This is a genomic window from Xenorhabdus sp. Sc-CR9, from assembly GCF_963897815.1.
Taxonomy (GTDB): Bacteria; Pseudomonadota; Gammaproteobacteria; order Enterobacterales; family Enterobacteriaceae; genus Xenorhabdus.
Genome location: NZ_CAWQTY010000138.1, coordinates 1 through 21,318, shown reverse-complemented (window position 1 = coordinate 21,318; position 21,318 = coordinate 1). Strand labels below are relative to the sequence as shown.

15 protein-coding genes, 2 pseudogenes and 1 other annotated feature are annotated in these 21,318 nt (G+C 41.6%); of the genes and pseudogenes, 10 read left to right on the top strand and 7 right to left on the bottom strand.

Annotated elements, in window-relative coordinates:
• Positions 1–28 precede the first annotated feature (28 nt).
• From trpCF to AACQ81_RS06575, 4 genes are all read right to left on the bottom strand, one after another.
• Entirely contained in the window at positions 29–1,423 is a 1,395-nt protein-coding gene (gene trpCF / locus AACQ81_RS06590) for a bifunctional indole-3-glycerol-phosphate synthase TrpC/phosphoribosylanthranilate isomerase TrpF (RefSeq protein WP_237386688.1), read from the bottom strand.
• Positions 1,420–2,424, bottom strand: coding sequence for an anthranilate phosphoribosyltransferase (gene trpD, locus AACQ81_RS06585; protein WP_237386687.1), 1,005 nt, complete (start codon positions 2,422–2,424; stop codon positions 1,420–1,422). The genes trpCF and trpD overlap by 4 nt, the downstream gene beginning before the upstream one ends.
• A gap of 78 nt (positions 2,425–2,502) precedes the next feature.
• Positions 2,503–3,081, bottom strand: coding sequence for a glutamine amidotransferase-related protein (locus AACQ81_RS06580; protein ID WP_237386686.1), 579 nt, complete (start codon positions 3,079–3,081; stop codon positions 2,503–2,505).
• Entirely contained in the window at positions 3,081–4,643 is a 1,563-nt protein-coding gene (locus AACQ81_RS06575; RefSeq protein ID WP_237386685.1) for an anthranilate synthase component 1, read from the bottom strand. Before AACQ81_RS06575 ends, AACQ81_RS06580 begins: the two co-directional genes overlap by 1 nt.
• Before the next feature lie 53 nt (positions 4,644–4,696).
• Positions 4,697–4,796, bottom strand: a sequence feature (Trp leader region).
• 454 nt (positions 4,797–5,250) lie between these two features.
• On the opposite strand from AACQ81_RS06575, the gene AACQ81_RS06570 reads away from it, so the two are divergent.
• The 5 genes from AACQ81_RS06570 (at position 5,251) to rluB (ending at position 14,901) form a co-directional block, all read left to right on the top strand.
• Positions 5,251–7,041 (top strand): hypothetical protein, encoded by a 1,791-nt coding sequence (locus tag AACQ81_RS06570; protein ID WP_237386684.1) that lies wholly within the window; start codon positions 5,251–5,253, stop codon positions 7,039–7,041.
• A gap of 34 nt (positions 7,042–7,075) precedes the next feature.
• The gene (locus AACQ81_RS06565; RefSeq protein ID WP_237386683.1) at positions 7,076–12,181 is read left to right on the top strand and encodes a S1 family peptidase; all 5,106 of its coding nucleotides are present in this window, start codon (positions 7,076–7,078) and stop codon (positions 12,179–12,181) included.
• Positions 12,182–12,404: 223 nt separating this feature from the next.
• Positions 12,405–13,277, top strand: a complete 873-nt coding sequence (gene rnm / locus AACQ81_RS06560) for an RNase RNM (protein ID WP_237386682.1) — start codon at positions 12,405–12,407, stop codon at positions 13,275–13,277.
• A 16-nt stretch (positions 13,278–13,293) separates the two neighbouring features.
• Positions 13,294–13,914 carry an L-threonylcarbamoyladenylate synthase gene (locus tag AACQ81_RS06555; protein ID WP_237386681.1) on the top strand — a complete coding sequence of 207 codons (621 nt, stop codon included), beginning with the start codon at positions 13,294–13,296 and terminating at the stop codon, positions 13,912–13,914.
• A 63-nt stretch (positions 13,915–13,977) separates the two neighbouring features.
• Entirely contained in the window at positions 13,978–14,901 is a 924-nt protein-coding gene (gene rluB, locus AACQ81_RS06550; RefSeq protein WP_237386680.1) for a 23S rRNA pseudouridine(2605) synthase RluB, read from the top strand.
• Between the two features lie 57 nt (positions 14,902–14,958).
• On the opposite strand, the gene cobO is transcribed toward rluB, so the two are convergent.
• The 3 genes and pseudogenes from cobO to AACQ81_RS06535 all read right to left on the bottom strand — a co-directional run bounded on the left by cobO (position 14,959) and on the right by AACQ81_RS06535 (position 19,200).
• Positions 14,959–15,555: a cob(I)yrinic acid a,c-diamide adenosyltransferase gene (gene cobO / locus AACQ81_RS06545; protein ID WP_237386678.1), complete on the bottom strand. Its 597-nt coding sequence runs from the start codon at positions 15,553–15,555 to the stop codon at positions 14,959–14,961.
• Positions 15,552–16,112 (bottom strand): annotated as a pseudogene (locus tag AACQ81_RS06540) (YciK family oxidoreductase); the annotation flags it as partial. The pseudogene AACQ81_RS06540 and the gene cobO, both read right to left, overlap by 4 nt.
• A 34-nt stretch (positions 16,113–16,146) precedes the next feature.
• Positions 16,147–19,200, bottom strand: a complete 3,054-nt coding sequence (locus AACQ81_RS06535; RefSeq protein ID WP_272903036.1) for a Tn3 family transposase — start codon at positions 19,198–19,200, stop codon at positions 16,147–16,149.
• 148 nt (positions 19,201–19,348) lie between these two features.
• On the opposite strand from AACQ81_RS06535, the gene AACQ81_RS06530 reads away from it, so the two are divergent.
• The 5 genes and pseudogenes from AACQ81_RS06530 to AACQ81_RS06510 form a co-directional block, all read left to right on the top strand.
• Entirely contained in the window at positions 19,349–19,924 is a 576-nt protein-coding gene (locus AACQ81_RS06530) for a recombinase family protein (RefSeq protein ID WP_237386677.1), read from the top strand.
• A complete protein-coding gene (locus AACQ81_RS06525; protein ID WP_038220554.1) occupies positions 19,921–20,193 on the top strand; it encodes a hypothetical protein in 273 nt (90 codons plus the stop codon). The genes AACQ81_RS06530 and AACQ81_RS06525 overlap by 4 nt, the downstream gene beginning before the upstream one ends.
• A gap of 38 nt (positions 20,194–20,231) precedes the next feature.
• A pseudogene (locus tag AACQ81_RS06520) lies at positions 20,232–20,712 on the top strand (recombinase family protein); the annotation flags it as partial.
• Between the two features lie 12 nt (positions 20,713–20,724).
• Positions 20,725–21,036 carry a hypothetical protein gene (locus tag AACQ81_RS06515; protein WP_237386676.1) on the top strand — a complete coding sequence of 104 codons (312 nt, stop codon included), beginning with the start codon at positions 20,725–20,727 and terminating at the stop codon, positions 21,034–21,036.
• Between the two features lie 104 nt (positions 21,037–21,140).
• Positions 21,141–21,318, top strand: a 178-nt coding sequence (locus AACQ81_RS06510) for a helix-turn-helix domain-containing protein (protein WP_237386723.1), incomplete at its 3' end; no start/stop codon positions are given.

Genomic DNA, 21,318 nt, shown 5'->3' with positions numbered 1-21,318 from the left:
TTTATTCATCCACTTTCTGTCTGAAAAATTAGTGATAACAGCGTAATTGTTGGAATACTTGTTTGATTTTTTGACTGCTTTTGATTCCCGGAGAAATTTCGACTCCTGAGTTAAAATCCAGCCCATAGCAGCCAAAAGTTGCTGCTTGCCGGCAATTTTCAGTGTTTAGCCCGCCAGCCAAAATGCTATTATTTAAAAAACTATTGTTAAAAAAACTATTATGCTGAAAACGAGAGTCGATTAATTGCCAGTCAAAGGGTGTGCCTGTTCCTCCTGACCCATTATCCAGCAATAAATGATCGACATTGGGCATTGCGGAAAAATCCGCAGATTTGGACATATTAATGGCTTTCCAAATGTCACAGTATTCAGGTAAGAGAGGGCGCAATGTATTGATGTAATGCTCATTTTCATCACCATGTAGCTGAACTGCACTTAGAGAAAGTATTCGGGCAATGTGACTGACAAAATCAACCGATTGATTTTGAAATACACCAACATATTGCAGAGAGGCTTCATTGATAACTTGCTGCGCTTTTTGCAGGTCGATTTTACGTGGTGATTTTTCAGCAAAAATTAAACCACCGTAGACAGCACCCGCCTGTAATGCAATTTTTGCATCTTGTGGACGAGTCAATCCGCAAATTTTGTTATCACCAAAAATTAAACGCCGTAATGCGAGATCTAAATTATTCTGTGCCATTAAAGCACTGCCGATGAGAAAACCGTGAGTAAATTGACTTAACTCCCGCACTTGACGATGCTGGTGGATGCCAGATTCACTGATGATGATAGTCCCTTCAGGTAAATCAACAGCCAGTTTGCGTGTACGATCTAAATCAATAGACAGGTCTCGCAGATCCCGATTGTTGATACCAATAACTTTTGCTCCCAATGCGATTGCCCGTTGTCGTTCCTCTTTATTACTGACCTCGGTCAGTACGCCCATATTAAGTTTGTGTGCCAGTGCGGAAAGTTCACGATACATTTCATCATCAAGCACAGATAGCATGAGTAAAATAGCATCGGCTTGATAGTAACGGGCAAGATAAACCTGATAAGCATCAATAATAAAGTCTTTGCACAAAACAGGTTGATGTATGGCATTGCTGACCATTGTGAGAAAATCGTAACTACCCTGAAAATATTTTTCATCGGTCAATACTGAGATTGCGGCAGCATAGGGCTGATAATTTTTGGCGATGCGTACAGGATCGAAATCCTCGCGAATTAACCCTTTTGAAGGTGATGCTTTTTTGCATTCCAAAATAAAAACAGTTTGTGTATGGGTTAACGCCTGATAAAACCGACGGTGACTAGGGACAATGGAATCGATAAAACTTTCCAACGGCTGCTTTGCCTTACGATTAATTAAGTAGTCCGCTTTATCATCAACAATTTTCTGTAATACGTTGGTCTTCATGATTTAATCCTTGCCGCTAATGCAGTCACTTTTTCATATGCCTGACCGCTGTAAATAGTATTGAGTGCTAATTGGGTACTTTCTCGCAGATCTTCTTGCCCATGAATTTTCATTAAGAGAGCGACATTTGCTGCTACGGCATCAGCGTGGGCTTTGTTGCCATGGCCTTGCAATAGCATCGCCAACATATCGCGATTTTCTTCGGGAGTGCCACCTTTCAGTGAAGATATTGGATGATTTGGCAAACCGAAATCTGCTGCTGTCAACTGATACTGATTAATCTCGCCGTGAATGAGTTCTGCAACATAAGTTGGTGTATGCAAGGCTACTTCATCCATACCTCCGCTGTGTACAACAGCGGCACGTTGATAACCCAAGACTTGTAAAGTGCGGGCTACAGGCGCTATCAATTCAGGGCTGTAAACACCGATTAATGCCAGAGGAGGGCGGGCAGGATTAATCAATGGGCCAAGTATATTGAATAGTGTTCGGGTTTTTAATTGCTGGCGAACCTGGACAGCATGACGGTACCCACTGTGATATTGAGGAGCAAACAGGAAGCAGACACCAATATCATCTAAAGCCTTGCGAGAGTCTTCGGCGCTGCTATCCAATGCAATACCGAATGCGGACAGTAAATCGGATGAACCGGAACGGCTGGAAATACTGCGGTTTCCATGTTTTGCCACTTTAAGGCCACAAGCGGCAGCGATAAAGGCACTGGCTGTTGAAATATTGATGCTATTTGTATTATCTCCGCCTGTCCCGACGATATCACAAAACGTATAGTCGGGGCGGGGAAAGTAAGTTGCATTAGCTAAAAATGCTTGAGCTGCACCCGCTATTTCCTGGGGATGTTCGCCACGCAATTTCAGGCTAATTAATACAGCAGACAGTTGCACATCGCTTAACTCGCCATGGATTATTGCGGTGAATAGTCTCTGGCTTTCTTGCTGTGTCAGTGTTTGGGCACTGAATAATTTGTCAAAAATCAACTGCATTTTACCATTCCTTCCCATTTAATGTTTTTTAGTCTGATGCCCTTAAATGCGATACACCCAAATTCAATTCAATATTTTTTAATTCAATGTCCATGCCAGCGTTTGCTCAAGCAGCTTGGCACCCTGTGTAGTCAGAATAGATTCGGGGTGAAACTGGAATCCACAAACTTTGTGCGTATCATGGCGAACAGCCATCACTGTGCCACAACATGAGGCAGAGACAGTCAGTGTTACAGGGATCTGTACACCGGTAAGTGAGTGATAACGGGCAACAGTCAGGGGATTTGGCAGACCTGCAAACATACCGTGTCCATCATGAGTAGCTGGTGTTGCTTTGCCATGCAGAATTTCTTGGGCAGCAGAGACTTTTCCTCCATAGGCTTCAATAATTGCCTGATGCCCAAGACAGATGCCGATTACCGGGATCTGTCCTATCATTTGTTTGAGCAATTCAGGCATACAGCCAGCATCTGACGGTTTCCCAGGGCCGGGGGATAACATCAGAAGTGGTGATTCCATCTCGTCGAGTTTGGCAATGATTATGTCTGCTGACACTGTATTGCGGTAAATAACGACACGATGACCATGAGTACGCAGTTGATCCACGAGGTTATATGTAAAGGAATCAACATTATCGAGTAAAAGAATATCGGCCATCAGAATGTCACCTCCACATGATGTGCTTGGGCAATCGCGCGAATAACAGCTCTGGCTTTACTGTGAGTTTCATCCACTTCGGATTGGGGGATAGAATCCAAAACAACACCAGCACCGACCTGAACTGTGGCTTGACCGTTTTCCACATAAGCAGAACGAATCACAATGCAGGTATCAAAATCCCCTTTACCAGTGAAATAACCGACAGCTCCGCCATAACTGCCACGCTGCTCACCTTCATATTCAGCAATAAGTTGCATGGCTCTAACTTTAGGTGCTCCCGTCAGCGTCCCCATGTTCATGCAGGCCTGATAGGCATGAAAGATGTCTAAATCGTGCCGGAGTGTGCCAACAACCCGAGAAACGAGATGCATAACAAACGAATAGCGATCGACTTTGGTTAAATCAGCCACATAGCGGCTGCCCGGCTCACAAATACGGGCCAAGTCGTTTCGGGCAAGATCAACCAACATCACGTGTTCAGACATTTCCTTGGCATCAGTACGCATTTCCAGTTCAAGACGACTATCGAAATCAGTATCCGGTTCTCCATTGGCATGGAGTCCGCGTGGGCGTGTACCAGCTATCGGATAGATCTCTATCTGTCGGTTGCTGGAATCATATTTAAGAGCGCTTTCTGGCGAGGCTCCGAACAGGTAAAAGTCCTGATCCTGCATAAAAAACATGTAGGGGCTTGGGTTCTGTTTTTTCAGAACGTGGTAAGCATTGAGTGGAGAAGGGCAAGGCAAAGTAAAACGTCGTGATGGGACTACCTGAAAAATGTCCCCTTGACGGATAGATTGCTGTAATTGTAGCACGATATTTGCGTATTGTTCGTCGCTTAGGTTGCAGTCAATAGTGATATCAGACAATAAAGTAGTAGGCAAAAGTGAGGGAATAGGTTTTGAAATCGCGGAGGCCAATATTGTCATACGCTCGTTGAGGCGTTGCCTTTCAGAATCGGATTCTCCAAACAGCGAAGTTTGTAGAAATGAATGTTTATTCTGATGATCTATTGTCAATAGTGTTTCTGCGAGATAAAAACAAAAATCAGGGCAACGTTGGTGGTTTTTTACTGTGGGTAATGGTTCAAATCCGGCTACTAAATTGTAAGCAAACAATCCACCAACGAAAATGGCATCGGGAGATTCTGAGAAAGATGCTAAAGTTGTTATAGCACGCAATGCATCGAAAACTGAGTCGGATTTTAGTCGGTTGTCTTCATCCAAATTATGCTTGGTAGCAGGAAACTGTGCTCGCATAACCTGTGACTCCACATTCAATTGAGCTTTTTCTGAAAGTAGAGTAGCGAGTATGGGGAGCAGATTTTGGCCATTGACTGTAAGTGCTTCAAAAGTGACCTGACGCTCGTTGGCTGTAATGCGCATGGCACTATCAATGATCAAGATGCTTTTGAGATTCTTTTTACTGTGAATTTCAGCAGACTCCAGCAATAACGTTGCTGGACGATTGCTACAAAGCTGATGAAAAAGCAGTGTTGGATCTGTTTTATAAACAGTATCAATCTGATTTATAGAGATATTAAATTCTTTTCCGATCATGTTCATACCCCATTACTACCTTCATTCACAAAATTTTTTTATAAAAAACAGGTATAAAAAAACCCGCTTTTTAGGGCGGGTTTTGGCACTTGTGTATCGTACTTATGTGCGTAAGCCAACCGCCCGGAATGGGAAGTACTGCCACCAACAATTTACTTGTATAGTTTGCATAAATACGATCATTTTCGAGTGCCTCATGTTTTCTCAATGGTGTTTTGGTAAAGAAGCTCACCTGCCCCTTGTACTAGTAAACTGGTTCGTGATTTGCTTGTCAATAGTTTTTTTAAAATTTTTAGCAAGATGATGATGTAAGGAAGACAACTGATTATTTGAAATCTATGTAACATGTATTCACTCATTATAAGTATTTTGTCAGACCTGATAAAAAATAATTAAAACTAATTTTTTATAAAAACTCGGGTTTTATTTATGTTCTATATATGAATGTCTTAGGTTTCATTTTTAATTTAACATAATAAGATTAATTAAAATTGTTTCTTTTTTATAATAATGGCTCGATTGTAAATCTGTTCTAATGGATATGATGATTTAAAAATTTAATTTTGTTTTTCATGATAATATCACTTTTTAACTGAGGGTTATCATTATGAGTATAAGTAAAATAAGATTGCTTTCCATGTTATTTTTTATTGCTATGGTTTATTTTACTAATGCCAGTGCAATTGAATTAATGAATAATGATACTATTTCAAGTGGGAAATATGATGAGTCAAAAAAAATAAATAATTTATATGCGGATTATAATCTAACCTTTGAAAATGACAGTAAGAATGATGACTTACAAATAAAAATTTCAGATCATTCATGTATGTATAATGTTGGAGATAATGATATTTATTTAAAACCAGGAGGAAAACATCAAGAACACCTTAGAGATAATAATGGTTTTTTTCAAGGATGCTCGGGTGAAAATAAATTTGTTACATGGAAAGCTACTACCTATAAGGAAGGGAATGCATATAAGTCATGTACTTTTAGGTTGGAAACCTATTTTTCAATTACAGGATGGAATACGATAGTAGAAACAGATGATAGTTCATTATTTAACTCCATTAGTGATACTTGTTATCTTGCAGTAACTGCTATGTGTGATGGAGTGAATTGTGGCAACAAGGGTGTTAGTAGTAATACAAGTTATAATCCTAGCAATATTGTTATTACTATTAAAGACGATAACAATTCGGAACGACCACAAATCACATCACCTAAGCCTAATTCAACAGTTGAAAATAACTTCATTACCTTTTTAGGGAAAGGAGCTATGGAAAATGGTTCTTCTATTATTATTAAAACAAGTTTCAATTATTATATATATTCTGTTAAGGCTATAGAAGGTACAGAAAACTGGGAAGGACAACTCTGGATAGATTGTGGTATCACCGGAACAATTTACATTGATGGCGTGGAAAATTCTGATGTAAGCTTTAATGGGCCTCCATGTGGAGCAACAATTACCTCCATTCAGGACGGGCAAACTATTCCTACAGGAAAGTATAACTTATCAGGCCAAGTGAATAGCGATACAGCTGATAATGACAGACGTATTCAGGTGCAAATAACAGGTTACCAAAAAGATGGGACTATTTATGCACCGACGATGAATTACACTCCAGATATTGATACTGGAACGGGTAAATGGAATCTGGAGGGTTTAGAAGCCGTTTGCTTTATTCATTATAAGGCTTCTGTATCTAGTAATTTTGAACTACAGAGCACTAATCAATCTCTTTTACCTCAGATCTCGGGGAAAAAAGAAATCAGCTATAGCACATCACCGTGCCCAATTGAATTAACTGAACCAAAAAATCATGAAGTAGTTTCTTCAACAACGGTTAATGAACAGAATATTTTTATTGGTGGTAAAGCCACTGATGGAACCATTATTGTTAATGTGAAATCTGCAGATTATCAAGGTAACTTCGAACAGTCCTTTCGTGAAAATGTTGTGGATAATAAGTGGAGTGTTGAAGCTGAAAACGTACCTATAGGTATTATGAAAATTCAGGCTAAGAATAGTGACTCGACAGAATTTCCGAGTCAAAACGATAATGCTGAAGTGACTATACTGAGTTCTAAAATTTTTTCTGTAGAAGCTAACAACACCAATGTATTCACCAAATTTTCTGGAACATCTATGCCAGAAGTTGAGGATGAGGATCTCATGCCAGAAGTCAACATATTGCTTTATGAAAATCAGTTGGAAGAAGCATTTACAAATGAGTATGGTGATTGGGTAACAAAGAATAAATATTATGCTAAAAGAGGTGAATATAATTTTACTTTTCAGGAAGAATCAAATAGTGAAATTTATAAATCGCGAGATAAAAAAATACTAAAATGCACTGGTAGCGATAGTGGAATGATTTGTGTTAAATAAAAATAACCATTACTCCATATTCAAGGAGATTACCATGATTTTTTTTAGAAAGATATTTATATTGTTTCTTTTATTTTATTGCGGCAATTTGTTTTCTGATACTGAATTGAGATCTCAACCTTTAGAGACTATTGTAGGGGGAGAAAAAAGTTGTGATACTGATGATAAATGTAAGCCTTGGGTTGTTAGTATTTTTTATAAGAATAATGATGGTGATGAGAAATTTATGTGCAGTGGATCATTGATATCTGAAAAATATGTTCTTACCGCTGCACATTGTGAAATGGATGATAAAGAAATAAAGGAAAAAAAATTCAAAGAATATCTCATTAAAAATTATAAAAAAGAGCAAATAGGCACTGCATCACGTTATGGTTTTATAAAACATTATTTTAACGATAACTCTTATAATGATTTTGCTCTTATACAGTTAGAAAAACCAATAATAAAAGAATGTTGTGGCCATATTCGTCGATTCTTTAATTACGATGAAGCTTATGAAAAGTTGGACAGTAATTATTACCAAGCTTCTGTTTATGGTTATGGACTTAGGGGTATTGATGAAGATACAGGTGAGCAACAAATAAATGACGGTACTCAATATAGAGCCGATGTGAAAATTTTAGCCCCTGCTTTAGATGCTAATGGGAAACAGGGAATTATTATAGAAGCAAATAAAAATAAAGGGATCAGTTCAGGTATTACACAACCCGGAGATTCTGGAGGCCCAGTTATTTGGGATGATACCATTATTGGGGTGACTTCTGCTGGGCTTCAAATGGCTAAAGGGAAATCAGGAGAAATTAATTATCCTCCTGTCTTAATTTCAGATATAACTAATAAGTATTCAGATTCCTCTTTAAATCTTATAAAGTGGTTTTCCAGTACTATGAAACATATTTGGATTTATACTCCAGATTGGAATTCTGAGTTAACAAAACGAGAAGAAAATATTACTGTTAAAGGGTTTGGAAGAGCGTTAAGTAAAATTAAGCTTACTTACACTATCGACAATATTTTACAAGACTCAGTTGAATGTAAAGATAAAGTCAGCTCCTTTCTGGAATGGAAGTGCACTATTCCTCGTGAAAAAATTTTTAAAGATTTAGATGAAACAAAAAATTATAAGATAACTATTATTGCCAGTGAAGTTTCAGACTCTTTATCGAAAAATGAAACATGGACAAAAGATACGATACAAGCAGAAATACCTTCTGTTTCGAAAGAGTTTGGAATTGTTTATCCAACTGATGGAGTAACTATTTATACTGAGGATATTAGGTTACGTGGTTATGCTGATCCTCATTCAGAAGTTCAAGTAACATTGCAAGTTGACTCAGATAATTATGTCTATAAAGAAAAAGAATTATGTCAAGAAAGAGGGGGAAATGGAACAATAAAAACCAATGAATATGGTGAGTGGCTATGTACTATGCAAGTTGATTTAATCAAGGAGATAAAAGAAGATTCGAATGAGGAAGGTATAAATATTAAAATAACGGCGAATCAGAATACAAAATATATAAATATTTATGATCAGGTTAATATAACTCTCTCGGAAGAAAAAACCGTTACAGAGGTAGCATTATCTCTAAATGAAGAAAACTCAGGTTATAAATATAGAAAGTTTTTGAATCTTAACGTTTCTCATGATGAAGATGCTAAGATTGTTTGTGTTTTTAAAGAAGGGTATGTGGATTGTCAAGATAAAAGAATCAATGACAAGGGATTTTATTTGATAAATGCTTCAGGAGAAACTGGAAGTTCTATTTTTAGATTATCAGATATTCAAGCAGCAGCAATACAGAAAGTTGAAGGTGTTGATCCGCTTGATAATAAAAAATTGCTAAAGGAGAGAAATTTAAAAGGAAGATATTTTAAACCTACATTTACCGATAAATATGATCTTTATAATCCGAAAGAAATTTTATCTGCTGAAATTGAAAGTCATAAATTCTCTGGTTATGGTAGTGATAACAGTGGATATACTCTGCCGAATAATGATGTGATCTTACCGTCAGAATATTTTATATGTATGAAGAAAAAAGATAATACACCTTTGCCGGCAGAAGATAATTTATGCTCTAAAGAAGGTAATGATATCTATTTAAAAGTTAAACTAAAAAACAATCAATATTTTGATATTATTCCAACAGAATACACTAAATATCGGGAAAGTCATGACTTTCCAAATTGGGGTATTTCTCTCCCTTCTACACTGGAAGATGGGTTTTATTATATTGAAGTGGCAGATAGGTATCATCCGGTAGGGTTGAAAAAGTTTAAACGTACCTGGATGGGTTTAACGCCTGATAGAACCTACTTTAGTATAGTAAACCCTGAAGTTCAATTCACAGCCCCTTCTGTAGGAGAAACAAATACTGTAGGCAGTCCAAGCTTTTTGTCAGGGAGTTCTAATATACCAGGAGATGAGGTTGCTATTAAAAGACGCAGGATTGACCTTTCGTCAGAGCTAAAAGAAAACAATCAAGACCTTGGTAAGGAAACGTTGATCTGCACAGGTGCTGTGGTCAGCGATAATGGTAACTGGCAATGTGGCAGGCCAATCATTTTCCCGGTAGGCACTTATGAATTAACCGCTGAGTTAATAAAAGAAGGAAAAGTAGTTGCCACAGATGTTACACAACTTACCATTAAAGATAAGAATAATGATGATGAACCCGAAAAGAAAAAATTTGAAATAAATAACCCCAAGAATAATTCAACGGTTGATCCTGATAACCCTATTACCTTTTCTGGCACGTTTAATGGCCCTGCCGGAGGAGGAGGAGGAGGTGGTGGTGGTGGATTTGGCGGTTTTCTAAGTAGTTTGATTGGTGGTGTTTGGGGTGCAATTGAAGGAATTGCTTCTGCATTCAGTGGTGCTCTGGGTTTCTTTTGGGAGTTCACGATTCATCCGGGAGATATTTTCGGTGGCGATACCTATGCGATGACATTACAGGAAACCCAAAATGGCGTGAACGTCGGTGATCCGATTAAATGGACTTTTACTGTCCCGATGCGTATTACCGAGCCTAAACAGGGAGCACAGTACAGATTAAATGACAAAATTTCCATTAAAGGTCAGGGAAGCCCCGATCAATTGATCTTTGTTACAGCCTCTGAATATATTCTACCGCCAGAAAAAGTAACTTTACCGATTTCAAGTGAAGGAATTATTTGCACTGCAACCGTGGATAAAGGAGGAAAATGGTCATGTCCTGATAACCTTGCCATGATCGCAACCAACGAAGGGAAGTTTTTCCTTTATGCGGCTCAGTATCAAAAAACAGGTTCGGCTCAATTGGGTGAATTAGGTGATACTTACGAAAGAACCTCACAAGTTACGCGTAAGTACGAGGTCACCAAAACAAAAATAAACATCACTGCTCCTAATCATGGCGCAAAAGTAACAAAACTGCCTTTTACTGTTTCAGGCACGGGAGAAAAGGGTGCTCAGGTATATATCGAAGGCTTTGGTGGTACTGAGGATTGTAATACCACTATTGATGCATCATCAGGTCAATGGTCCTGCGGGCCTTATCAGCCTGAAGAAGGGAAATACACTATTTCTGCTGATCAATTTATCGATAATCAGATAGTTTCAACCACGCAAATATCTTTTGAAGTCCAAACCAAAACTGTCAAATCTGTGGTGATCACACAACCTCATAATGGCGAGATATATCAGCGTCTTGATAATGTCTTCCCGAAGGGAACAGGTGAGCCGGGAACAACAGTTTGCTTAGATAAAAAAGTTCTTTCTCAGGTTTGTAAGAACAGTGTCACTGTGGATAAACAGGGCAATTGGGAATGGATTGATGGTCTGGATACCGCGGTTAAAGGTGAACAAAAATTGGTGGCAACGGCCTTTTTGGATAACGTGCGTCAATCAACAGCAAAGATTACATTTGATATAGCTCCCGACCCTGGTGAAACCACGTTAACGGTGAAATTACCCAAAGAAAATGAAGTGATCAAAACACCTTCATATAACTTTAGCGGCACAATGCCAAGTAATGCCAAAAATGTCACAGTAAAAGCGTTCGGCGATCATGATGATTGTCATGCGAAGCTCAACATGAAGGATTACACATGGACATGCGGGCCTTACAGTTCTATACCGGGAGATTATGATGTCATGATTGTGGATGATGTCGGTTCTCAGATTAATAGAAATTTCAAAGTACGCTATGGGAATAATTTGCAAATGAGTGTGCTTAAACCAGAGGAAGGGGAACAAATTGCAACTTCGACGTATACAATTAGTGGTAAGGGGCAAGTGGGTGCCCGTGTCACCGTTTCTATTACAGGTAAGCAGATCTGCGAGGTTGATGTCGATGATAATCAAAATTGGGTTTGTCCGAATCCCATAGAGTCAGTTGTGGGCGTATATAGGCTTTTGGCGCAGCAATGGGTAAATAATGTGCCTTTGGGAAAACCAGTAACACGTAATTTTGACGTGGTTTATATGCCGGATATTACTATTACTCCTACTGTTGAACCAATTTGTACAGTTCCAAATGCAAGTGAAATTACAAAAGCACCAGTGAAATATATTCCTATTATGGAGAGTAATGGCACTATTTCTATTCCAATTACGGGAACAGCGACAAAAGGTGCTTATATTTCCCTGAAAGCGAAATCTGCAAATGGAAATCATTGGAACTGTGGTCCCGTACAAGCTTCAAAGATGGATGGTAAATGGAGTTGTAGTCTATATAATGCTCAGATGGGAACATATCAGATAGAAGCTACACAATCCCTTATGATTAATGGCCATGTTTTCAAAAATACTAAAGAGAGTAAGGTTGATGCGGCTGTTTTAGACATTTTCTATCCAGAAGAAAATGGAATCATTGTTTCATATCGCCGTCCAATGTCTATTAAAGTGACGGGGAAAGCGAAACCGGAAATGGTAGCTGTATACAAAGTTCAGAGTACAGGTATGTTTCATAGTGGGGTTGGTTCACCTACAGATATAAAACAAGGAAGTACAACTGCTGATGCTCTGGGGAATTGGAATTTTGAAGTACAGCGTAAGCAATTCGGAGCACAAAACATAAATATTTCTGCTCAATTTTGTGGGCAATTAACTCACTATGAAAGGAAATTTTATTATAGACCTTATATGAAGTAAGTATTTCATCTTTTATTTATAAATGAAAAAATTAATGCATTGATAATGCTTAAAGTGCGGCTGAAATGACAGCCGCCTTACATTGTTCTAAAGAATAAAGTCAACTAATAATCACTTTCCTTCAATTCAATCTCCTATGTTACTATTGTCACTTAGTGCTTGATAGCAGCACTTGATAGATAGTTTTCTTGTTTCACATCCCACAAAAACAGGTAAAAAAACAATGACTGAAGCTGCCAGTGAAATGACAAAACGCTATGACTTACATAGCCATACGACCGCTTCAGATGGGGTTTTATCACCTGAGCAACTCGTGGACAGAGCTATCGCTATGGGTATTCATGTATTAGCAATTACCGATCATGATACGACGGAAGGAATTAAACCTGCTTTAAATCATATCCAGCAAAATAATCTGCCGCTGACATTAGTATCTGGCGCTGAAATTTCAACGTTATGGGAGAACTTTGAAATCCATATTGTGGGTTTAAATATTGATATTAATTCTATTATCTTAAGGGAACTCTTGGCCAAGCAGGTTGATTTAAGAAATCAGCGTGGTATTGAAATTGGACTTCGTCTAGCTAAAGCTGGCATTCCTGATGCTTGGGAAGGCGCATCTCGATTAGCCAATGGCGGGCAGGTTACTCGTGGGCATTTCGCCCGTTACTTGATAGAGGCAGGAGTTGAACCGACGATCCCGAAAGTTTTTAAGAAATATCTGGCAAAGGGAAAAATCGGTTATGTCCCTCCGCAATGGTGTACAATTGAGCAGGCTATTGAAACCATTCACCAAGCAGGGGGGCAAGCTGTAATTGCCCATCCGGGCAGATATGATTTGTCGATGAAATGGCTGAAACGGTTAATAGTTTGGTTTAAACAACATGGTGGTGATGCAATGGAAGTTGCACAGTGCCAGCAAGCACCTAATGAAAGGCAACAACTTGGTCAACTAGCAAGAGAATATGGGCTGAAAGTATCATTGGGATCAGATTTTCACCAACCCTGTTCATGGATAGAACTTGGGCGCAATTTGTGGTTACCTGGTGATGTTGTACCGATATGGCACGACTGGTCACGGATTGGGGCTGCATAGAAGTAGAGGTTATATTATGAGCCAGTTTTTTTATATCCACCCTGACAATCCACAAGCCCGTCTTATTGATCAAAGTGTGGAAGTGCTGAAAAAGGGGGGAGTTGTCATTTATCCTACTGATTCAGGTTATGCCATCGGTTGCTGTCTTGAAAATAAGGATGCCATGACCCGCATATGCCGCATCCGCCAATTGGAAGGACGTCATAATTTTACATTGATATGTCGTGATCTTTCCGAGATCTCGACTTACGCTCATGTGGATAATCAGGCGTTCAGGCTGATCAAAAATAACACACCGGGAAATTACACCTTTATTTTGCAGGCAACAAAAGAAGTTCCCCGCCGTTTGATGAACGAAAAACGTAAAACCATCGGTCTGCGTGTTTCCTCCAATCCTATCGCTTTAGCGTTGCTGGAGAAAATGGGCGAACCATTGATGTCATGTAGTTTGATTTTGCCCGGAAATGATTTTGCGGAGTCCGATCCTGAAGAGATTAAAGATACATTGGGTAAACAAGTTGATTTAATTATTCACGGTGGTTATCTTGGGCAGCAACCAACAACGGTAGTGGATTTAACTGGTGATTCAGCAGTCATTCTTCGTAAAGGCGAAGGTGATATAACACCGTTTTTGTAAGATGTACGATTTAATTTTATTTAATGATACGACGCCTGTGAAGGCGACAATAGAGGTTGCTCAATGAGCGATAAAACAGAAAAGTTACAAAAAGTTCTTGCGCGTTCTGGCCATGGTTCCCGTCGCGAAATTGAAGGGTATATCCAACAAGGGCGCATCAGCATCGATGGCAAAACCGCAACGTTGGGTGATCGAATTGAAGTTAAGCCTTCAGTAAAAATTCGTCTGGATGGACGGATTTTAAATATCAAAGAGCCACAGAAATCAGTTTGCCGTGTTCTGGCTTACTATAAACCGGAAGGTGAGCTATGTACCCGCCATGATCCCGAAGGTCGTCCGACCGTATTTGATCGTCTGCCAAGAATGCAGGATGCGCGATGGATAGCGGTGGGGCGTTTGGATATCAATACTTGCGGGTTACTGTTGTTTACAACCGATGGGGAATTAGCAAACCGTCTGATGCATCCGAGCCGTGAAGTAGAACGTGAATATGCTGTCCGTGTTTTCGGTGAAGTTGATAATGCAAAACTTCGTCAGTTGACCCAAGGCGTTCAATTGGAAGATGGCCCTGCATCATTCAAAACCATTACATTTAAAGGCGGCGAAGGTATCAACCAGTGGTACAACGTCACATTGACGGAAGGCCGTAACCGTGAAGTCAGAAGGTTGTGGGAATCTGTCGGCGTGCAGGTCAGCCGCTTGATCCGTGTACGTTATGGCGATATCGACCTGCCAAAAGGTTTGCCGCGTGCTGGTTGGACTGAGTTGGGGCTGGAACAGACTAACTATTTACGTCAATTGGTTGGTTTGAGCGATGAAATGGTGACGAAAGTAGCTGTTGAGCGTGATCAACGCCGCATTAAGGCTAACCAGATCCGCCGTGCAGTGAAACGACATGCTAAGGTTGCATCCCGTCCAGGGGGAAAACGTCCTGCAAGTAGCTCTCGTCAGAATGCAGGAAGAAAAACGACACCTAAAGGTCGTTAATATCTTCAACCCGCTGTTTCAGTTATACCAACATATTATTGAAACAGCGGGTTTACTTTACCAATCAACGCCTTTCTGTGCTTTGATGCCGGCATCAAAAGCGTGCTTTACCGGTCGCATCTCTGTAATCGTATCAGCATATTCCAGTAACTCTCTGTGACATCCCCGACCAGTGATTATCACACTCTGATGTGAAGGACGCTGTTTGAGTGTAGTTAGAACATCCGCCAGTTCCAGATAACCGTAGCTGACCATATAAGTCAGTTCATCCAAAACCACAAGATGCAATGAAGGATCGGACAACATCATCAAGGCATGTTTCCATGCAGTCTGGCAAGCTTCGGTGTCTGTTTCACGGTTTTGTGTTTCCCACGTGAAACCTGTTGCCATTACATGAAATTCAACCCCTTGCTGTGCCAGAAAATTTCTTTCACCGCTTTCCCATGTCCCTTTGATAAATTGGATAACGCCAACGCGCTGAGCATGCCCGATTGCACGAGTGACGGTGCCAAATGCAGCGGTGGTTTTTCCTTTTCCGTTTCCGGTGAATACAATGACGATCCCGCGTTCTTGCTGTGCTGCTTCAATACGGGCATCGACTTTCTCTTTCAGACGTTGTTGTCTTTTGTGGTACTGGTTGTTATCTCTCGTCATGATTCAGCAGGCCCCGCTTTGCGACTGGGTTGAGCATCAAAACTGATGCCAGAATCATTCAGGCTATCATCACCCATAACATAAAGATAGACAGGCATAATATCCGCTGGTGTTTTTAGTTTGGCTGAGTTCTCATCAGGAAATGCACTGGCACGCATACTGGTACGGGTTCCACCCGGATTGATACAATTAATACGCAGGGTAGTGTCTTGATATTCTTGCGCCAAAATCTGCATAAAACCTTCTGTGGCAAATTTGGAAACAGAATAGGCACCCCAGCCACTTCGCCCTTCACGCCCTACTCTGGAACTGGTAAATATTAAAGCGCCGTTGGGCGCTTTTAGCAACAAAGGAATCAATGCCTGAGTCAGCATGAAAGTTGCATTGACATTTACTTGCATTACATCATGCCAAAGTTGTGCGGGTTGCTCTATGATAGGTGCGACGACGCCGAGAAGCCCTGCATTGTGTAAAACGCCATCCAGACGGGAATAATGCTGTGCCAGCTTCCTAGAGAAATCCTGGCATTCTTGTGCGGTTACCGTCAAAAGATCTATTGGGGGTTATAAGCCGGAACCGCCGAAAATTCCGTTACCCTAAATTTAGCCCCGCGATAAGCGTATCGAGGTCAATAATTTTACCCTTGTTCTGGAAAATATAATGCCCGTTCAGCAAAATATGCTGCCAGGCTACGGGGGATATTTGAGTTATCAATGCGAGTATTTTGATGTTGCCTGATACTTCCGATTTATTCAGTAGTCGGGATAAAATCGCGGAATTATAGTAGATGATGGCATTAGCAATCAATCGCCCACACTGATTACTGATTTCCGTTTCAATGTCAGTTCGCCCGGTGAGTTCTTTTTTGCCGCCGACCTGTGCTATGGATGAACGGAGTTGATGATAAGATTCAAGCCGATTCTGTGAGCGGTGTACATTTCGCTCTAACTGTGGATCACGCAGGTAACGTAGCGTATATAGGCTACGTATCAGCCGATCATACTCAAAGATAGCGCGACGCGTTGGATTGGGCGCCGTATAAGTACACAGCTTACGAATAAGCAGACCTTGCGTCATTTCTTTCAACCCTAACGTGGCTACTATCCGGTCAATATTGGCTTTTTCGCGTATAATGAGCTGGTTATCAATCTGACCGACGGGTTGAATCAGACATTTTCTGTATATTCCCGGGTCATCAGCACAATACAGCGTCTGTAGTTGCGCATTCAGGCTGGTGAAGCGAGGCTCAAAACGCAGGCCAAACCAGTGAAGGATCGCGAAGTTAGCCTTATTAACACTGTGCATATCACCGGTGATGGCGGTGGGTACGATATCCGAGGTGTTACGATACCAGATATCAAAAACATGGTAAGCCTCATATTCATTTGTGCCTATCAGATAGCCATTGAGAGGCACATGGTTACATAAAAGTGTGTAGGCGACCACGCCTTTGCCACGTCCAAAATATTTACGTGAATGGCGCGCTTTCACTGTCGGGTGTTCAATACCGAATTTCTGCCCATCGACTGCACCGTACAGGACATCCTGATTAAACGAATAATGTGAAAAGATCGGCAGTGCGGCAACCGCATTACTGATGCAGTCATTGGCTGCCTGTAATGTTGCCTGACGCAGGTACTGTTGGTATGTATTTTCCAGAATGTGGTAAGGAATATCACCGGTTCGCGCCATGACTTTATTGCCGTGGTTCATCGCCTGAGCAATGATGACAGCCATCAGACTGTCAGTTTCAGCCTGTTTTTTCGCATAACGGGGTTGTAAGGGCTTCATCACCGACAGAAAATGGCACTGTTCATTCACGAAACGAAATACATCGGCAATATCGCAGAACGGTAGCTGGGCATAAAATGTTTGCTCCTGAGGCTTCAGATTATCCGTCTTGGGTTTGCGCCAATGCAATTTCTGGGTATCCTTGTCATATTCCAGATGTTTAAGCTGGCCTTGTTTCAGTTCGCGGTTAAAAGCCCGCCATTGTTGATGTAACTCAGATGACAGGGTATCCAACAAAACATCAACGGGTTGCTGCAGGAAAGGGATCGCCATTTGCGCCAGAACATCACTCTTATCTTCATTTGAAACCAGCTCATCGGAAAGATGGCGGTGTTGCAGGCTGTCATCAAGATAAAACTCGCCCGACTGAAATCGTTTTCTTATCTGACGGTATAGCCAGAATTCATAACGGTCGGCGTGCAAATGAGTTGGGTTACCGGCAGTGTCAAATATCAGCAGATACGGGCGCAGTCGCTTTGGTAATGTTGCAGGCGGACATTCGGTAAGCGGTCGTTGTGAAAGCCGCTGTTTTTTGCTGAAAGTATCTTTAGCCCAGATGAGCGCTTTAAGCCACGGACAGGCAGGGTCAATACAGGCAAAACTCAGCTCGATATACAGTGGACGCAAATGGCGGCGAACGCGTCCAGACAATTTGTCGACTGATTGCCAGTGTAGTGTCATTTTTTTCAGTGGCTTATCGCTCATACGCCGTGCGGTATTCTGCACTGCTTCTCTTGGCATAATTGTCCAGGCTTGCTGACGTACTTCACCAAACGGCGTCAGATCAGATACCCTGTCATCGACGTACAGTGACAGCAGATGGCCCACCTGTGAGGTCTCCTGATGGCGTTTGGCTTGCTCATTGGCGAAGGCCTTTTTTGCGCCAGCACGGCTTTCATCTTCCAATTGCTTCATATGAAAAGCCATCGCATCAACCAGGTTGTCAGTAAACTGCCGATAACGCCACCAGGCATAACAAAGTAAATAGAGCCGGGTTTGATCGGCTTTCAGATGACGTAAATCGTAGACGGTGTAAAAATTCACCAAACTTGCGTAATAACGCAAGCTCTGCTGTGAAATGCCCAGCCTGGGTTCTAACACTCTGAAGATATTATACAAGGGTTTCAGCGTAGTACGTTTTTCACGCTCTCGTGCCATCTGACGCCAGCCAAAATCTTTGGCATCTTGTCTGAGCACTGCCAGTTGAGACAAGGTATCATCACGTACCAAAAGCTGATCCAATAAAGTTATGACAGTTTCGTCCAAAACATCGGCCAGAATATTTTCCAGGCGCTGGCGTTCAGCAGAAAGCGCCTGACTAACCAGATCCTGTAATGTGGTGTAACCGGGCCGAACAATTTTGTTTTGGTTGAGCCAGATGACCAATTCGGCGGCAACAAAACCCGGGGCTGCATCTCGCCGCACGACATGAGCCGCGTGCTGTGCGAACTGAGGCAGCAATTTTCCAGACCAGGATTGATAACTAAATAATTGGGTGATTTGCTCACGTTGAGTATAACGTTCATGTTTAGTGATAAGTTCTTCCCCGAATAATTCATCATGGAAGTAACGACTTATCACGAATGTGCAATCCTCTCTGACTTCATACCAGTCAAAGCGGAAGAAAGCTTGCTTGGCTTTGAAATAGCCGATCTGAAGGATGCAATAGATTTGGGCATGAAAGCTTGGCCGACTACTGGCGAGTGCCAGCTCGGATTCAGTTAAGGCCAGAAATTGCAACCTCTGTGCATCATCAAAATCAGGCAGGCCATACAGAGCCTCTTGCTCAGCCTCGGTTAATATGGACAGCCTTTCGCTTTTACGGGTTATTTTATTTGTATGGTGAGCTACCATGCTGACTCCGGGAAATACATGTCCGTAAGGGGATCGCTCTGCGGACGGTAAAAATTAAATTTGCGCTTCAGAGAAAATCACTGCTGACGTTGTCTCATATAACTGGTACGGTATCAATCTCTTTCACGGCTCCTTAAACGTACACTTTATGACTGAAATACGGATTGGCTATGCCCGCTGCTCCACGGATAAACAGGATTTGACTGCCCAACAGGAAGCGTTGGTAAAACTCGGTGTCTCCCCGGACAGAATTTACATCGACAAAGGGCTGACGGGTTCAAACCGGCAAAGGCCTGGTCTGGATCAGGCACTAGCTGCCGTGCGCAGCGGTGACACGCTGGTTGTTCCCAAGCTTGACCGCCTGGCACGTTCGGTACCTGATGCACGTGAGATAGCTGATGCATTACAGGTCAGGGGTGTGAAACTAGCGCTGGGAACCAGTCTCTACGATCCGGCAGACCCGATGGGGAAAATGTTCTTCAATGTGCTGGCGACCTTTGCTGAGTTTGAGGGTGATCTGATACGCCTGCGTACTCGGGAAGGCATGGCCATTGCGCGGGCGAAGGGGAAACTGAGGGGGAAACAGCCAAAGCTGTCTGAAAAACAACAAAAAGAGCTGTGCCGCATGCGGGAAACGGGCAAATACTCGATCAGCGATCTGGCTGAGTTATTTTCAGTCTCACGGCCAACTGTTTATCGAACACTGTCACGAGGACAAAAATGATCGACTTAACCGCAGAGCAGCAACAACTGGCGAAAATAGTTCATGATTATGCCTGCCGGTTTCCTCCGACAGAAGATGGAGATGCCCAGTTATTACAGGGTTGCTATGATTATATGGAGGCTTTCAAACAAGTGCTCGATAATTCATCAAAAGTCCAGATGGATTACATTTGCCTGCAATATCCAGGATTTTTTCGCTTTGCAACATGGATGGAACGACTGGCACAGGGGATTGCTGATGGAGTTATCGAGGTTCCGAAAGATCACTAAAAAGTAGGCGGCAAAATTTTGGCGGCTTCCCGCTTACAACCCCGGATCGGATTTATATTGATAAAGGACTGACCGGGATAAACCGGCAACGCCCCGGATTGGATCAGGCACTGGCCGCAGTGAGATGCGGTGACACACTGGTTGTTCCAAAACTGGACCGACTGGCGCGCTCTGTACCGGATGCGCGTGACATTGCGGATTCATTACAGGTGAGAGGCATCAAACTGGCTCTGGGCCAGAGTATTTATGATCCGACAGACCCGCTGGGTAAAATGTTTTTTAATGTGGTGGCCACCTTTGCGGAATTTTAAGGCGATTTGATACGGCATGGCGATAGCCCGGGCGAAAGGAAAACTACGAGGAAAACAACCTAAACTGTCCAATAAGCAACAGAAAGAATTGTGCCGGATGCACGGTACAGGAGAGTATTCGATCAGTGATTTGGCCGAACTTTTTTCAGTATCGAGATCCACGGTTTACCGAACATTGAACCGCAACAAAAGGGCAAATGATAACTAACAGGCATTAGTCATGAAAAATAAGAAGCTAAAAAAATTCCGACAAGAACTTGATGCATTAGGGTTCATTGAAAAAGATCCGGATGTGGTGGGTTATGTATTATTTAATACGCAGAACAACCGATTTGCGACGATGGATGAAAATGAGTTTGGCATGGCGATATATGCCGATGATATTGACGGAGCCTATTTAGCACCCTCGCAACTTGATGCATTAATAAATATTGATTTTTTACCGATATCAGAGCAAACCAATATTACCGTTATTTCGGTCATTGAGAATCCATTATTTGGATTAATGCTGAAAAAACAAGAGCAAACTTAAGGTGACGGAAATTTCGGCGGTTCCGGCTTACAACCCCTATTGTATATACCAATCGCCATTGAAGATGCTTGATTTCTTATCCAAACCCGATCATGCTTGCAACCATGAAAATTCATCTGACATCCGAACAAAAACGTGCCCTCGAATTGATGCATGATACGACTCGTGATAGTCGAGTCTGTGATCGCATCAAGGCCGTGCTTTTGGCATCAGAGGGCTGGACAGCTCAGATGATTGCCCAAGCCTTACGTATTCATGAAAGTACGGTAAGCCGTCATCTAA

What these genes read in the sequence shown, in the direction of transcription:
- trpCF (WP_237386688.1), bottom strand. Translation starts at nt 1,423, where the DNA reads ATGAAGACCAACGTATTACAGAAAATTGTTGATGATAAAGCGGACTAC.
- trpD (WP_237386687.1), bottom strand. Translation starts at nt 2,424, where the DNA reads ATGCAGTTGATTTTTGACAAATTATTCAGTGCCCAAACACTGACACAG.
- AACQ81_RS06580 (WP_237386686.1), bottom strand. Translation starts at nt 3,081, where the DNA reads ATGGCCGATATTCTTTTACTCGATAATGTTGATTCCTTTACATATAAC.
- AACQ81_RS06575 (WP_237386685.1), bottom strand. Translation starts at nt 4,643, where the DNA reads ATGATCGGAAAAGAATTTAATATCTCTATAAATCAGATTGATACTGTT.
- AACQ81_RS06570 (WP_237386684.1), top strand. Translation starts at nt 5,251, where the DNA reads ATGAGTATAAGTAAAATAAGATTGCTTTCCATGTTATTTTTTATTGCT.
- AACQ81_RS06565 (WP_237386683.1), top strand. Translation starts at nt 7,076, where the DNA reads ATGATTTTTTTTAGAAAGATATTTATATTGTTTCTTTTATTTTATTGC.
- rnm (WP_237386682.1), top strand. Translation starts at nt 12,405, where the DNA reads ATGACTGAAGCTGCCAGTGAAATGACAAAACGCTATGACTTACATAGC.
- AACQ81_RS06555 (WP_237386681.1), top strand. Translation starts at nt 13,294, where the DNA reads ATGAGCCAGTTTTTTTATATCCACCCTGACAATCCACAAGCCCGTCTT.
- rluB (WP_237386680.1), top strand. Translation starts at nt 13,978, where the DNA reads ATGAGCGATAAAACAGAAAAGTTACAAAAAGTTCTTGCGCGTTCTGGC.
- cobO (WP_237386678.1), bottom strand. Translation starts at nt 15,555, where the DNA reads ATGACGAGAGATAACAACCAGTACCACAAAAGACAACAACGTCTGAAA.
- AACQ81_RS06535 (WP_272903036.1), bottom strand. Translation starts at nt 19,200, where the DNA reads ATGGTAGCTCACCATACAAATAAAATAACCCGTAAAAGCGAAAGGCTG.
- AACQ81_RS06530 (WP_237386677.1), top strand. Translation starts at nt 19,349, where the DNA reads ATGACTGAAATACGGATTGGCTATGCCCGCTGCTCCACGGATAAACAG.
- AACQ81_RS06525 (WP_038220554.1), top strand. Translation starts at nt 19,921, where the DNA reads ATGATCGACTTAACCGCAGAGCAGCAACAACTGGCGAAAATAGTTCAT.
- AACQ81_RS06515 (WP_237386676.1), top strand. Translation starts at nt 20,725, where the DNA reads ATGAAAAATAAGAAGCTAAAAAAATTCCGACAAGAACTTGATGCATTA.